The sequence below is a fragment of the Paenibacillus sp. FSL H7-0737 genome, assembly GCF_000758545.1.
In the GTDB taxonomy this organism is placed as follows: domain Bacteria; phylum Bacillota; class Bacilli; order Paenibacillales; family Paenibacillaceae; genus Paenibacillus_AQ.
This window is the reverse complement of the sequence record NZ_CP009279.1, coordinates 2761522-2776309: the sequence shown is the minus strand read 5'-3', so window position 1 is coordinate 2776309 and position 14788 is coordinate 2761522. Positions and strand designations below refer to the sequence as shown.

Sequence of the window (14788 nt, the reverse complement as noted above, 5' to 3'; positions counted from 1 at the left end):
CAAGCGTTAAGCGACGCTGTCCTGCTTTTTTTGTACCTCTATTTTCGAACTTTTAATTAATGTCCTTTTTTACGGACCTGCTTATCACGATTCTCTCCCCACTCTTTCGCTTGTGCGGTAGCAATAGAAATCGCCCTTCCCTCTTCATATCCATCTTCTAGCAGTGCATTAGCAATATCAATCGCCTTATTACGAATAGGTGCAGTGAAGTTTTTGAGTGAATCTGGATAATCTTTTTTGTTCCACGGCATACAAAAAACCTCCTTAACCTGACTATATAATTAATTAGCCTGGTCTAGGAGGTTTTAAACACTCTCTTAAGCTTATTTAAAGACTTTAACGCGATCTTCAACCGGTTGGAATTGTTTCTCACCTGCTGGAGTTACTGTCTTACCAAATGGCAATTGAGCAATCAGTTTCCAGTCTTGCGGGATGCCCCAAGCTTCTTTCACTTCGTCATCAATTAGTGGGTTATAGTGCTGCAAGGATGCACCTAAACCTGCTTCAGAAAGTGCAGTCCATACTACGAATTGCAGAATGCCTGAAGATTGGTTAGACCAAACTGGGAAGTTCTCGGCATACAAGGCGAAGTTTTCTTGAAGGTTCTTCACTACCGCTTGATCTTCAAAGAACAATACGGAACCGTAACCTGCTTTGAAAGATGCTAATTTTTGTGCTGTTCCTTCAAATTGTTCAGCTGGAACGATTTTGCGCAAAGTTTCTGTCGTGATATCCCATAATTTATCATGCTGTTCACCTAAAAGAACAACCGCTCTGGAGCTTTGGGAGTTGAATGAAGTTGGGCTATGCAAAACCGCTTGCTCAACGATTTCAATAATTTGAGCATCGGCTACAGTGGATTCTTTACTGATGGCATAGATGGAACGTCTTCCTTTAACCGCTTCAAGAAAATTGTTAGACATAAAATAACTACCTCCATTTATTTAAGTAACTTACTTTTGTACATCTTATCACCTTTTTTCTGAAAATACAACATTTATTCACAACTTATTTTGTCGGATATACAATTAGCCTCGGTTAGTAACATCTCCCCTTCACTTTTCCGATATACATTTCGGCTAAAAATAAGCTACAATAGTGCAGCAAAAGTACAGAAGGAAGGTTATATAAATGAATTTTTCAACAGATAAAGTTCTTATTCTACATAAAAAAACGATCATATTCTCTTGTGTAGTGCTCTTTTTCCTTAGCTTGGCACTTACTGGCTGTAAAGACACAAAATCGTCTAATTTAAACGCTATGGAACTTGATCAAGCTGAGCTTAAACCTGTATCTTTCTGGGTCGCCACAGACACTCACTTTTTGGATAAGGATCTTCAGGATGGTGGGCAGGCTTTTCAGACCTATGTCACTGGAGGCGATGGAAAAATGCTGCCCTACAGTGATGAAATGGCTGAAGCTTTGGTCTATGACGCTGAACAGAAAAAACCTGCGTTTATCATCCTCAGTGGCGATTTAACTAATAATGGAGAACGCAGCAGCCATCAAAAGTTAACCGAAAATTTAAAACGAATTGAACAACAAGGAACCACTGTATATGTCATTCCAGGCAATCACGACTTATTTAATCCTTGGGCTAGATCCTTCAGTGGCGATAAACAGCTCCTTACGGATTCAATTACAGATAAGGATTTCGTCAAAATGTATGCGGATTTCGGCTACAAAGAAGCTGCATCACGTGATAAGGAATCACTAAGCTATATCGTCAAGGCTGCCCCCAACTTATGGATTCTGATGATAGACAGTAGCCAATACCTTAATAATAAAAAATACGGTTTCCCTCAGACCGATGGGCGTATTGCTTCCTCTACGCTTTCATGGATGGATGAATCCGTTAAGCTTGCAGCCAAAGAGCACGCTTCTGTGATCACGGTGATGCATCATAATTTATTAAGTCACACTTCTATGTCTGTTTCAGGCTTCAAGCTTAATAACAGCCAGGAAGCTATAAAATCCTTACGGAAGAATGGACTTAATCTAGTTCTCTCAGGACATATTCATATGCAGGACATTCAAGTAGATCCAGCAGACGCGAATGAAGATACAGCATCCTCTGAACAAATGCCAATCTATGATATCGCTACGAGTGCGATGGCCGTCAATCCGCATCAATATGGAGCCATGACCTTCGATCCCGTCTCGCGAACCATAAATTATAAAACAACGTCTTTGAACGTAGAAGGTTGGGCTGAAGCTAATCAGATTACAGATCACAATCTCTTAAACTTCAAGGCTTATGCCGAAGAAGCCTTTGCTACTAACTCCTATGACAAAGCTATGGATAGTCTTAAGGAAAGCCCTTTAACGGAGTCTGAAAAAGAATCCATGGCGAAGGTAATGTCCAAGCTGAATGTACGATACTTCGCAGGAACTGCAGGTACCTTTGCTAAGGATATAAAAGCGTTGCCGGGCTACAAGCTTTGGGAGGAACAGCAGGACGGTTTCTTAGGAGGGTATGTCCAAAGTATGGCTGAAGAAAAAGCGCTAAGTAATGTCGACCTAGAAGTGGTTTTAACGAAGCAATGAAAAGATGCCATATTTCATATAAAAAACCCAGCTTCACCCGCATTTCTGCGAAGTTAGAAGCTGGGTTTGTTTGTGTTATTTAGCCAATGAGGATCGAACTAACTATTTACGTGTAATAGTAATCCAACCATCTTCATCTACATACACAGTAGCATGAAGTGCTTCAGCAAGCAGACGCAGCGATACATAGGCATCACCATATTCGTCAACAAATACAGGCTCTGCAAGCTTCACTTTTTCACCGTTAATTACTGCTTCGGAAGAACCGATTTTGAATACCAGCTTATCACCGTACACACCATCAGTTACGATAATAGCACGATTGACTGTATCCCATTCCACAATAGCATCTAAATCTTCTGCAAAATACCGAAGAGGAATGTACGTCGTATTATTGTCAACGATCGGATAATAATATTCGTCGTCTGGTTCGATGACAATCGTTCTCTTGGTGATACCAAGATCGTCTTTCAATATACGATAGACGTTAGAATTTGGATCAAAATTGTTCAAAGTCTCTCCAGGAGTCAGGTCACCAGAAGAAACATCAAGTGCTCCTTCAGTACTGATTGGATCTGCCGTTACAGCACCACCAATGTTCCAAATCTGACTGGAAGCCTTAAGAGAGAAGCTCTTTAATGGCATATCTTCAGTACCTGGAAGCGCCACTTTCAGATCAACATTCTGTTTACGAACATGTAGTCCACTGTCTACAAAAATGTCGACAGCAAGCTTCGTATCCTTGCTCAGAACCGTTTTAAGCTCAGGGGTAGCTTTGTAAAGACTGTCTAGTTGATTGTCATAAACCAGCAGTAACGCATCCACAGCCAATTTTGCTGCATCATGTAGTACAGTTACAACAGCTTCTTTATCACCCAGAGGAATGACTCCAATACCTGGAATTTCATAATCACCGGAGGCTTTTTCGTCCATAGCTTTAATCACAGGATATAGATAGTCATATAGACCACCAACCAATTCTGTAAAGCCTTCCGTATCTTTAGAGATCGATTTCAGGAATCCTTTTAACAATGCCGGAAGCTCATCACCCGTCACTTCGGTATGTAACTTCGTCATATTCACCTGCTGGCCATACACAGCCTCACTAACGGGTGTTACGCTAATTGCGCTTGGATTAGGAAGATTCTTCACCACAAACTTCGTTAGCAGCTTACTAAGATCTTCAGCTTTAGTCAGATCCAATCCAACTTCAGCAAAGACCTCATCATAGCCTTGAACCGGGAAGTAAAACGGTTGTTTTGCTCCTTCAACCGTAAAGACTAAAGTTTTTTTGTCCATAAACAATGAGAATGGAATATTCAATTGTTTATAGCCGATCGTTCCATTGGCAGATACATTACCATTCTCTTGTAACTTTGCATTGCTAATACTCAGGGAAAAAGAATTTATGAGATCGACCATTTCCTTATCTTCTGCGCTAATTCCTTCTGAAGGTTCAGCGTTCATAGAAAACGTCATGCTGGATTCTGATGATTTAACACCGACATCCCCGATCAATGCCTTATTAACATCGAAACCTCCAACCGATTGACAACCGGCCAGAACAAGCAGCAGTGCGACAAAAGGAATAAACCATTTTGCCCTAGCTTTCATTCTCCTCATAGCAAGTCTCCTTTTTTAAGATTTTTTGAAATCAATCCATTATCTCAGCAAAGGCAACATTTGTAAATCAAAGTATTGCTTATTGTAAAAACACTATAGATTCAACAAAGTTCGCCATTCGATAGAAACCCATTCATTGTATATTACGCCTTTAAATAATGCTAAAATCAGTAAATGCGCAGGATAAAAAGACCACCACACCCAGCGTGGTACCCGGTGACGCTCTAAATATCCCCAAAGTGCAGGCGCCAAAGCAATCAACAGCGTTGGTAAAATACTAAGCATTTGCACAACCCAATAATTATAAAACATGTAGAATAGATTAAGTGCCAAATGTGCTACAACAAGCCAAAATGACTTCGTATAACGGAATATCAATACTAGCAGCAGGCCGTACGCATTATAATCTATCGGGAAATAATCCATTAACGCGATAGCTGCAATGACGACTGGTATTCCAAGCCATGGAGTAGGTAGTTTATCTAAAATAACCAATACGGTTGCGGATAACAAAAGCGTAAACACCACGTTCCATCCACCAGGATTAATCGCTAAATTGTATGGGATCTGCGCAATAATAGCGATAATGAGCAGTCGGAACAAGTATTTCGGTCTGGATGATGTATGGATATGCCCCTGCACAAGCCCGTAACAATAGATTGGAAAGGCTATTCTTCCTACATATCTCCAAGCAATATCCTCTGGAAAAAAGATATAGCCAATATGGTCGATTAGCATCGTCAACATGGCGAGAATCTGCATATCAAACCTCCTTAAAATAAGTTGATATCATACATTCGCCAATGAGTACTTCATCTCCTTCGCCTGTACACAAATGATGACTGCAATAAAAGAGAACTGAATTTCTGGTTTCTTGCCTCTTGACTTTATGGGGTGCAATTGAGTACTATGAACGAGCAACATCATATGGCAATGATCAAAGACATGATTTCCTATACGAACTGTCCAGAGAGAGAGGTCTAGGCTGAAAGCTTCTCCAGTACACGATTGTGAAGTTACCCCTTTGTAGCCGTGACGCTGAATCCGCCGATCTAAATTTTGCGGTAGTATGTGGCACCGACTTATCCACGTTAAAGGATACCAATGAGGTCCTATCCTTGTGATAGGTCGAATTAGGGTGGAACCACGAGCTGAACGCACTCGTCCCTTTCTGGGAGAGATGCGTTTTTTTGCGTTCACCACTAACAATTTTTGAGAAATGGAGGCTAACAATCATGGAGATCAAGGTAACACTGCAAAACGGAACAATTAGAGAGGTACTGCAAGGAACGACGATTAAAGAAGCAGCAGGTGCCATAAGTACCAGTCTGAAAAAAAATGCTGTAGCTGGAATAATCGATGGAAGATCCGTTGATCTAAACCAAACGATCGAACATGATTGCCAGCTCGAAATTGTTACGTTGGATAGCAAAGAAGGCCTGGAAATTTATAGACACAGTACAGCACATATCATGGCGCAGGCCATAAAACGTATATATGGAGACAAGGGTGTCCAGCTCGGCATAGGTCCAGTAATCGAAGATGGCTTCTATTACGACATTGATATTGAGACACCTCTATCCACGGATGATCTTGTAGCAATCGAACAAGAGATGGCGAGAATTATTCAAGAGAATCACCCGATTGTCCGCCGTGTCGTTCCCCGCGCTGAAGCAATCAAGCTTTTTGAAGCGATGAATGAGCCCTTAAAGCTAGAGCTTATCCGTGATCTACCGGAAGACACAGTATTGTCTATTTATGATCAAGGTGAATTCTCGGATCTCTGCCGAGGCCCACATCTTCCCTCAACTGGCTTGGTCAAGGCTTTTAAGCTGTTGAATGTAGCAGGTGCCTACTGGCGTGGAGATTCCAATAATAAAATGCTGCAACGTATTTACGGAACTGCTTTTCCTAAGAAAGCTCAACTTGAAGAGCACTTACTCTTTCTTGAAGAAGCTAAAAAACGTGATCACCGTAAGCTCGGCAAGGAACTGGAATTGTTTATGTTCTCTGAAGAAGCTCCAGGTATGCCCTTCTATCTTCCCAAGGGGATGACTATCCGCACAGAGCTTGAGAATTTCGCACGTGAATTACAAAGACAGAGAGATTACGATGAAGTTCGTACACCACTGATGATGAACAATCGGCTTTGGGAGCAATCCGGACACTGGGATCACTACAAAGACAATATGTATTTCACCAATGTAGACGAAACAAAATTCGCACTCAAACCGATGAACTGCCCAGGTCATATGATGATCTACAAAAATAACCTACATTCTTACCGAGAGTTGCCTATCCGAATTGCCGAATTTGGTCAAGTACATCGCCATGAGTTCTCTGGGGCACTTAACGGGATGATGCGTGTTCGTACTTTTTGTCAGGATGATGCCCATCTCTTCGTATTACCAGAGCAAATTGAAGATGAAATAAGCCGGGTAATCTCACTGATTGACCATATTTATCAAGTGTTTGGCTTTGAGTACAAGATTGAATTATCTACTCGCCCGGCAGATTATATGGGATCAGAAGAACTATGGGATCTAGCTGAACAATCATTACAAAGTGTATTAGACAATCTCGGGATCGAGTATCGTGTGAATGAAGGTGATGGCGCATTCTACGGACCAAAGATTGATTTTCATATTTTAGATGCGCTAAAACGAAGCTGGCAATGTGGAACCATCCAACTAGATTGGCAAATGCCAGAGAAATTCGATCTTACTTACATCGGGGAAGATAACCTTAAGCACCGCCCAGTCGTAATCCATCGCGCTGTTTATGGGTCGATTGATCGTTTTATGGGGATTATTACGGAGCATTATGCCGGCGCATTCCCGCTATGGCTAGCACCCGTTCAAGCGAAGTTATTGCCCGTCTCTGAGAACTACGTTGCTTATGCATTTCAGGTGAAACAATCCTTAGAACAAGCTGGCATTCGTGTAGAGGTTGATATCCGAAATGAGAAGCTAGGTTACAAAATTCGTGAAGCCCAACTTGAAAAAGCACCCTATATGCTCGTTCTCGGTGAGAATGAGAAAAACTCTGGCAGTGTTTCTGTAAGAAAACGTGGTGAGGGTGATCTTGGTTCAAAGAGTATCCAAGAGATTATTGAACAGATTAATAAAGAAATAGTTAGCAAGTAAAAACGCCTTCGGCGTCCTTATAAGGACGGTAAGCGTTTTAGCGAGAAATATAAGAATAATTTATACGTGTAGCATATAAATTCCTATATTTTAAAAAATAAAGTTCTGCTTCAAATTAAACGTTAAAGGGCTGTCTATCGTAGAAATCTACGAACAAGACAGCCCTTTCTTTGATCACATATAAATTTCACAGGGACACTATTTCACGTACAGACGACTGCTTTCATCCCAATACTCGCCTGGTTTGAGACTGAATAAGCCGATCTCATCCGCTGGCAGATCTACCATTGGTGCATTAACCAAGTTGATTTGCGGCTCTGGGCAGAAGAACTGCTCAGAAGCACCATTATTCCAGATCATCCACTGCTTGTATGAAGTCCCAACGTCATAAACTAAAGTGACTCCAGCTTTGCTGTCGGTAAGCTCCATCCGGTTACGTCCATTCTGAGCTACAGCTGTGTAATGGTTGTCCATCGAAGCGAAATAAGGATTCACACCTTTATCACGAAGCTGAGCTTCACCTGGCTCCAGCTCTTGGAATTTACCAGTCGGCAGCATACGGTCATTCAATTCCCAGCGATTACCGATGGTCGCTTTTACAAGGTAGTCTTGTGGTGTGCTACCTGGTGCGAATGGTGCATTAATCGCGGTATGGAATGCCAACAAGCAAGGCATCTCTTCATCACCATCATTATGGACTTGTACCTGTTGAGATAAGCCACCTTCACCAAGGGTATACCGTAGTTTCATTGTGTATTTAAACGGCAAGTATTGATAAGAAGGATGGCTCTCATCCACTTTGATGAATACGGTTACGAAGCTTGCGGTCTTACCGCTACCGAACTCTTCCACTTCCCAAGCTGCCGTATGTAAAAATCCATGTAAATGGTTGCCTGTTGCGACTTCATTTACCGGGAGTTGATAAGTTTGACCATTCCAAGGAAATTTGCCATCTTCATAACGATTCGGAGGAAATAATACAGGAATACCATGGATGCCTGGACTTGCTTTGAAGGCTTCCATTTCCTCAGCTCCCGGTTCATGCAAGAAACGGTAACCGTTTTCGGTATCACGGAAACAGATCAAGTTGCCACCGATGCCTGGTAGGATAGCTGCCTCATAACGGCCAGCTTTCAACCAGATGGCTGCTTCTCCTTCATATTGTCCTTCATAGGCTGTGATAGACATAATAATGTGTTCTCCCTTCCAGTGTCTGATAATTGTCTCTACTTGATAGATTACCACATCTGGTCATGACGTGACATGCCCTTTTTACAGCTGTTCCACTTCAACGCTCATGACATGATCAATTTTCTTCACATCATAATAGATCTCTGTTGCGTAATCTTTATCCGGGGCTGAGATCACCATATCGATCATTTGTCTTCCATCTTCCAAATCCTTAATTTTCATTCTGCGGATCGCCCGGGATGGACTTCTAGTACTTCGTTGGGTACTAACCTGGGGTCTCTCAATTTTTTGGATCACTTCAGTAAGTACAAAATTAGCTTCCATGATGATCCTCACCGAAACTTCATGCTTGTTAAGCACTTCAGGACCAATCGAACGAATTAAATGAGGAACCAAATTCACCGCAAACATTAGAAGAATAACCGCATATGCTGCTTCAATATAGAATCCTGCTCCCACAGCTATACCAATCCCCGAAGCTGTCCAGATGAGTGCTGCCGAGGTCAAGCCTGATATCGCATCACCGCCTCTACGCAGGATAACACCAGCCCCCAAGAACCCTATCCCACTGACAATTTGAGCAGCGAGGCGCATCGGATCCATATTTGGATGCTCAGGACCTGCAAACTTATCAAAGGCATGAATAGACACTACGGTTACAAGACAAGAGGCAATACTAATGACCATACTGGTCCGAATCCCCAGCGGTTTCTGCTTGATCTGTCGGTCAATCCCGATGAACAGCCCGAACAGCATGGCCACTAGCAGCTTAATTAATGATTCAATATGAAAATCCATAGTTCATTCTCCTTTCTCCACAGATACTCCATTATAACGGAAAACGGAGATTATGATTAGCTTTATTTTACAGCAAAAAAACGGCACTCCTATCCTCCATGTATATGCGCAGACAGCTTATAAAATCCGCATAATGAAGAGGATAGAATCCGTTTTGGTGAAAGATTATTTAACCATGAAGCAACGATTCTGCACCGTCACAATAAATCTCAGTTCCTGTAATATGATCGGAATCCTCGGAGGCCAGAAAAAGTGCCAGCTTTGCAACTTGATCAGGACGCCCAGGACCTTCCTCTAGCGGTTGATCCCCTTCCGGAAATTCGACAGGGATTTTTACCTCTTTGAGATCCTCGGATGGAAAAGTGTTGTCATCAATATTGGTCTTAATAGCCCCAGGACAGATCGCATTTACGCGAATTTGAAATTGAGCCAGTTCTAATGCTGCCATCTTCATAAAAGCAACCTGACCTGCCTTTGTCGTACTGTAAGCAGAAAAACCGATGTTAGAAAATACACGATTTCCGTTAATGGAGCTGTTAATCAGGATGCTGCCACCGCTTTCTTTTAGATGCGGTATCGCATATTTAACAGTCGCGAAGGTTCCACGAAGGTTGATGTGAATCGTCTGGTCCCAAGACTCAATATCCATCGTTTCAATGGGCGTCATGGCTCCATTAATCCCTGCGTTTGCAAAAACAACATCAAGACGACCCCATTTCGCGGCCGCCTTGTTTATGGCAGCTTCCACTTGCGGGGGTTCAGCAACATCGCATTCAATTACGAGGGCTTCTCCGCCTTCTTTCTCCACTTGTTTTCTAACCTTTTCTGCGTTCTCAACAGTTCTATCCAGCAACACAACTTTGGCCCCGTTACGAGCGAACTCAAGCACAGTTGCTCGTCCAATGCCGGAACCACCTCCTGTTACAATCGCTACCTTACCTTCCAGCTTCTTATCTGCCATGTTTAAGTATCCTCCTTCTTGTCATGCAAGCCTTCCAGTTAAGTTCTTTCCTTAACCTTAACCTCGCATACAGAAGTTGAATCGATAGATCTTTAATACCCCAAAGGATTATTTTTATTCACCCTGCCGAAGATGGATAATGAGATCATTTAAACCGGCTTCACGGATGCCCTCTACAATAAGATCAGCAAGCAGACGTGCTCCTAAAATCTGAAAATGTGTATTGTCTTGTACGCCAACTGGATGCAAGATATATTCTCCCGGATAGGACCACATGAACAGATCCTTTGTTCCTTCCACACCATAGGCTTCAAAAAGCTTACGACTCTTCTCCGCCAAATCGATTAGGGGGATCTGCTCAGTCTCAGCCAACTCTTTCATTGCCGTTAAATACTCTCCATGACTGTCTACTATAGCTTCTGCAGGATCAAATCTCCGCCTATGTACAGCGGTCACCAGTACCGGGTAGGCTCCTGCTTTCCTAGCAACTGTAATCATCCGCAGCAAATATTCTTTATATGTAGTGAAAGGTTCGGTGTGTCTATGTTCATCCCCTTTTGAATCGTTATGACCAAACTGTATGAACATATAATCTCTGGGCCGAAGCACAGTAGAAATGTTGTCCAAATGCCCTTCCTCAATAAAGCTCTTGGAGCTACGTCCTGAAATGGCTCGATTATCCACTACAAGACCTGCTTTGAAGCAGCGAGGCAGCAACTGGCCCCAGCCAGCATAGGGATAACCAGCTTCTCCTTGATCGGTCACCGTAGAATCACCAGCCAAATATAAGACAAGCGTTTCGTTGTCAGGCTCAATGTCGAGAGCATTTATTCGAGGCGCAATACCTGAGAAGGAGAGCTTTAGCTGACCACCCATGATTCGCATCGCAAATGATTCTCGTATATACTGACCTGCCGGGACGTTCAATGTATCTAATACGTACTTACCATCACCTGCTCGAATTATTGTACTCGTATCTGCTAAGGAGTCACCAAGTAACAAAGAAATCCGGTAAATCCCATCAGGAATATCTAACAGGAAGGCTGCCTTCTGCGGAATGCAGAAATCACTTCTTAATGGATCTGCTCCTCCCCTGGAACGCCCGAATACTGCTGAGTCTGAAGTAAAACCAAATCGCGCATCCGGAGAGTATCGTGAGTCCGGCCGAATTTTGGTGTAGCCGGGCACTGTATCTTTAATCCCAAAGTCAAAATGATAGCTATCCAAATTCAGCCGCACCTTTCTTCATTAGATATTTTATCCTTTCAAACCACTGGTGCTGATTCCTTCCACAATCTGCTTTTGAAAGATAAAGAAAATAATCATGACGGGTGCCAAGCTAAGAACGGACATGGCGAACATGGGTCCCCAGTTGGACACGGACTCACTGTCGAGGAACATTTTCAGCCCCATAGAAACTGTATATTTAGATGGAGAGTTCAGGTACAACACTGGCCCAAGCAGGTCTTCCCAGCGCCAATAGAAGGAAAAGATCGCTGCAGTAGCCATAGATGGACGGATGAGTGGGAGAATGATTCTGAAATACAGTCCAAATTTCCCGCACCCATCAATCGTAGCCGCTTCGTCAAGTTCAACAGGTATTGTCCGAATAAACTGCAGCATTAGGAAAATAAAGAACGGAACACCGAAGAACTGTGGAACCACGATCGGCTTGATACTATCGAGCCATTCCAATTTCGCATAGATGATATATTGCGGGACTAGCACTACATCTGAAGGAAGCATAAGCGTCATCATCATGATACCGAACCATAAGCCATGCCCTACAAACTTATTACGTGCAAATCCGAAGGCTACCAGTGAAGAAGAAACCACCGCTCCTAGAGTGGCTACAACGACAATAATTAATGAATTCTTTATGAAGACACCAAAGGAATATCCGGCAATCCCTTCCCAGCCTTTAGCATAATTCCCCCATACCCATGGATCGGGAAGAAGCTGCTGAGCGGTAACGAATACAAGCCGGCTCTCTTTAAAAGAGCTCATGATCATCCACAAAATCGGATACAGCATAATGATAGCGAGGCCACCGATAAGAATGTGATACAGCGGCCATTTCAGTTTCATTTTCGCCATGGATTATTTTCCTCCTTCCGATTCGTAGAAGACCCACGATTTGGATGTCTTGAACAAAATTCCGGTCATGATGCCGACTAGCAACAACATCACCCACGCCATAGCTGAAGCGTAACCCATGTTATTAAACATAAAGGCCTGACGGAATAGATATAGAGAATACAACATCGTACCGTCCATTGGTCCGCCTTCACCTTTAGAGATAATATAAGCTGGAACAAAGGTCATAAATGCACTGATCGTCTGCATGACTAGATTGAACAGAATAACTGAGCTTAGGAGGGGCATTGTAATCTTAAAGAACTTTCTGAAAAAGCCTGCTCCATCTACACTAGCTGCCTCGTACATTTCACCAGGAATGTTCTTTAGACCCGCCAGAAAGATCAACATGGATGAACCAAACTGCCACACGGATAAGGTGATCAACATAATAAGCGCAGCGCTCGGATTACCAAACCAACTTACTGGACCAAGGCCGAAAAAACCGAGCATGCCATTAATAATTCCAGTATCACTAAAAATATTACGCCACATGATGGATACCGCCACACTGCCACCTATAATAGAAGGTAAATAATAAGTTGTACGATAGGCTCCGATCATGCGCGATTTAGTATTTAGAATCATAGCCACAAATAATGCAAAGGTGAGACGTAAAGGCACACCAATAAATACGTAAAGCAGCGTCACCTTTAATGAATGTAAATATTTCGGGTCATTCGAGAACATTTTGATGTAATTATCAAATCCGATCCATTTAGGTGGAGCGAACAAATTGTATTTGGTAAATGAAAGATAAAGAGAAATGATCATCGGGATCAATGTGAAGCAAAGGAAGCCAATGACGAATGGACTGATAAAGGCATATCCTGTAAGGTTGCTTCGTAAACTCCGGCCTGTTAGCTTCTTTTTCTTAAAAGCCAGCGGATTCGAAGGAAGGGGATTCGTGGATGCCAAGGGTCTCCAACTCCTTTTTATGTGAATAATAAGGGAAACGGACTGCCGCCTAACCAAATGGCATGCCGTTTCCCATGTTAGACGCAGTATAGTTATCTATTACCTTCTATTACCGGCTGGAGAGAATAGCGTTCGCTTCTTTTCGGAACTGCGCGGCGGCTGCGGCTGGGTCAATTTTGCCGAAGTTCATTTGTTCAGCAAGGTCTGTAAGGAGTGCTACTACCTCTGGCGATCCAACTGGCGGACTCATTGGAGAAGTAGTAGGCTCCATGTCAGCTACGAATTTAAATACTTGCTTACCGGAATCCGTTAATTGTGAAGCTACAGATTCTTTGATTTTGCTTGAAATTGGCACACCACGTTCGCCTTTGATTAGATTGTTGGCTTCGGGATCATTAATCCAGAAATCAACGAACTTCGCTGCTTCTTCCTTCACTTTTGAGTTAGAAGTAACCGACCAATACATACTTGGCTGCATGTAGAGTCCTTTTTCCATATCCGGACCAGGCATTTGTGCCAGTGCCATAGGGCGATTTACAGCGATTTGCAATGCAACATATTGGTTAGACCATTGCCATACGCCGATACCTGTTCCTTTTACTATATCCGACTCCTCGATAACGCCTTTGTTTTGGCTCAGTTTGTCTTGGGATGGAACCGCTCCATCTTTAATTAAACCAGACAGCATTCCGAAAAAGTCAGTGAACAAGGCATCATCCTCATATCCAAGCGCTGAACCATCATTGTTATAAAGTGCCAGCCCTTTTGTACGCAGATAATAGTTGAAGAATACGTCAGCTGCCATAGAACCGTCGATATACAGTCCAGCTGATTTAGCTTTCGCAGCAATTTCTTTGTACTGATCCCAAGTCCAGTTCTCAGGAATGGAATCCACCCCTGCCTTCTTTAGCAATTCTGGGTCATATTGAAAACCAAGTACGTTAACGCCTAATGGAATTCCGAATTGCTTCTCATTGATTACCCCAGTACTAAGGACGTTCTCATTCACATCGCCGACTTGGATCTGAGAGTTCAAATAAGGCTTCAAATCTTCGAGCTGTCCGTTAGACCCATATTGATTAATATAAGAAATATCCATTTGAACGATATCAGGAAGTCGATTCGCTGCTGCTTGAGGGGCAAGCTTCTTCCAATAATCATCGAATGAAGCATATTCAGGTTCAATCGTTACATTCGGGTACTTGGTTTCATACATATCAATCACTTGTTGTGTATAAGAATGCCGTGTATCTCCACCCCACCAAGCTATACGCAGAGTTACGGGTTCTGCTGAAGTTGTAGCTGCGGGTTTCGTTTCTGAAGGCGTGTTTGTAGCGGAATCCGTAGCGGCAGCACTATTATTGTTATTACCTCCACCACAACCAGCTAACATCGATGACAACAACAATGGTACGGCTAGTAAAGCGAATCTCTTTTTCAAATTCATGTCCCCTTTTCCTATAATAGT

Annotated in this window: 13 protein-coding genes; 2 read left to right on the top strand and 11 right to left on the bottom strand. The window is 42.7% G+C overall.

Annotation, left to right across the window (positions count from 1 at the left end; all coding sequences use genetic code 11):
• Positions 1 to 56 precede the first annotated feature (56 nt).
• Entirely contained in the window at positions 57 to 251 is a 195-nt protein-coding gene (locus H70737_RS11865) for a DUF2188 domain-containing protein (RefSeq protein WP_042187441.1), read from the bottom strand.
• 72 nt (positions 252 to 323) lie between these two features.
• Positions 324 to 923, bottom strand: a complete 600-nt coding sequence (locus tag H70737_RS11860; RefSeq protein WP_042187439.1) for a nitroreductase family protein — start codon at positions 921 to 923, stop codon at positions 324 to 326.
• Positions 924 to 1131: 208 nt separating this feature from the next.
• Here H70737_RS11860 and H70737_RS11855 point away from each other — a divergent pair, with 208 nt between their 5' ends.
• The gene (locus H70737_RS11855; RefSeq protein WP_052404258.1) at positions 1132 to 2547 is read left to right on the top strand and encodes a metallophosphoesterase; all 1416 of its coding nucleotides are present in this window, start codon (positions 1132 to 1134) and stop codon (positions 2545 to 2547) included.
• A gap of 102 nt (positions 2548 to 2649) precedes the next feature.
• Here H70737_RS11855 and H70737_RS11850 read toward each other — a convergent pair whose 3' ends face one another.
• Together H70737_RS11850 and H70737_RS11845 are read right to left on the bottom strand one after the other, a co-directional pair.
• The gene (locus H70737_RS11850; RefSeq protein ID WP_052404257.1) at positions 2650 to 4170 is read right to left on the bottom strand and encodes a copper amine oxidase N-terminal domain-containing protein; all 1521 of its coding nucleotides are present in this window, start codon (positions 4168 to 4170) and stop codon (positions 2650 to 2652) included.
• A 93-nt stretch (positions 4171 to 4263) separates the two neighbouring features.
• Entirely contained in the window at positions 4264 to 4932 is a 669-nt protein-coding gene (locus H70737_RS11845; RefSeq protein WP_042187437.1) for a TraX family protein, read from the bottom strand.
• 473 nt (positions 4933 to 5405) lie between these two features.
• On the opposite strand from H70737_RS11845, the gene thrS reads away from it, so the two are divergent.
• Complete coding sequence (gene thrS, locus H70737_RS11840) at positions 5406 to 7316, top strand: threonine--tRNA ligase (RefSeq protein ID WP_042187435.1); 1911 nt, start codon at positions 5406 to 5408, stop codon at positions 7314 to 7316.
• A gap of 198 nt (positions 7317 to 7514) precedes the next feature.
• Here the strand turns inward: thrS and H70737_RS11835 are convergent, their stop codons facing one another.
• From H70737_RS11835 to H70737_RS11805, 7 genes are all read right to left on the bottom strand, one after another.
• A complete protein-coding gene (locus tag H70737_RS11835; RefSeq protein ID WP_042187433.1) occupies positions 7515 to 8504 on the bottom strand; it encodes an aldose 1-epimerase in 990 nt (329 codons plus the stop codon).
• 84 nt (positions 8505 to 8588) lie between these two features.
• Entirely contained in the window at positions 8589 to 9305 is a 717-nt protein-coding gene (locus H70737_RS11830) for an MgtC/SapB family protein (RefSeq protein WP_042126933.1), read from the bottom strand.
• Between the two features lie 169 nt (positions 9306 to 9474).
• Complete coding sequence (locus tag H70737_RS11825) at positions 9475 to 10266, bottom strand: SDR family oxidoreductase (RefSeq protein ID WP_042187431.1); 792 nt, start codon at positions 10264 to 10266, stop codon at positions 9475 to 9477.
• Between the two features lie 114 nt (positions 10267 to 10380).
• The gene (locus tag H70737_RS11820) at positions 10381 to 11493 is read right to left on the bottom strand and encodes a rhamnogalacturonan acetylesterase (protein ID WP_042187429.1); all 1113 of its coding nucleotides are present in this window, start codon (positions 11491 to 11493) and stop codon (positions 10381 to 10383) included.
• A 30-nt stretch (positions 11494 to 11523) separates the two neighbouring features.
• Complete coding sequence (locus tag H70737_RS11815; RefSeq protein WP_042126927.1) at positions 11524 to 12363, bottom strand: carbohydrate ABC transporter permease; 840 nt, start codon at positions 12361 to 12363, stop codon at positions 11524 to 11526.
• A gap of 3 nt (positions 12364 to 12366) precedes the next feature.
• Complete coding sequence (locus H70737_RS11810; RefSeq protein WP_042132108.1) at positions 12367 to 13287, bottom strand: carbohydrate ABC transporter permease; 921 nt, start codon at positions 13285 to 13287, stop codon at positions 12367 to 12369.
• Positions 13288 to 13429: 142 nt separating this feature from the next.
• Positions 13430 to 14767: an extracellular solute-binding protein gene (locus tag H70737_RS11805; RefSeq protein ID WP_042187427.1), complete on the bottom strand. Its 1338-nt coding sequence runs from the start codon at positions 14765 to 14767 to the stop codon at positions 13430 to 13432.
• Positions 14768 to 14788 lie beyond the last annotated feature (21 nt).

Excerpts from the sequence above, each read along its gene's own strand:
- H70737_RS11865 (WP_042187441.1), bottom strand. The coding sequence starts at position 251 with ATGCCGTGGAACAAAAAAGATTATCCAGATTCACTCAAAAACTTCACT.
- H70737_RS11860 (WP_042187439.1), bottom strand. The coding sequence starts at position 923 with ATGTCTAACAATTTTCTTGAAGCGGTTAAAGGAAGACGTTCCATCTAT.
- H70737_RS11855 (WP_052404258.1), top strand. The coding sequence starts at position 1,132 with ATGAATTTTTCAACAGATAAAGTTCTTATTCTACATAAAAAAACGATC.
- H70737_RS11850 (WP_052404257.1), bottom strand. The coding sequence starts at position 4,170 with ATGAGGAGAATGAAAGCTAGGGCAAAATGGTTTATTCCTTTTGTCGCA.
- H70737_RS11845 (WP_042187437.1), bottom strand. The coding sequence starts at position 4,932 with ATGCAGATTCTCGCCATGTTGACGATGCTAATCGACCATATTGGCTAT.
- thrS (WP_042187435.1), top strand. The coding sequence starts at position 5,406 with ATGGAGATCAAGGTAACACTGCAAAACGGAACAATTAGAGAGGTACTG.
- H70737_RS11835 (WP_042187433.1), bottom strand. The coding sequence starts at position 8,504 with ATGTCTATCACAGCCTATGAAGGACAATATGAAGGAGAAGCAGCCATC.
- H70737_RS11830 (WP_042126933.1), bottom strand. The coding sequence starts at position 9,305 with ATGGATTTTCATATTGAATCATTAATTAAGCTGCTAGTGGCCATGCTG.
- H70737_RS11825 (WP_042187431.1), bottom strand. The coding sequence starts at position 10,266 with ATGGCAGATAAGAAGCTGGAAGGTAAGGTAGCGATTGTAACAGGAGGT.
- H70737_RS11815 (WP_042126927.1), bottom strand. The coding sequence starts at position 12,363 with ATGGCGAAAATGAAACTGAAATGGCCGCTGTATCACATTCTTATCGGT.
- H70737_RS11805 (WP_042187427.1), bottom strand. The coding sequence starts at position 14,767 with ATGAATTTGAAAAAGAGATTCGCTTTACTAGCCGTACCATTGTTGTTG.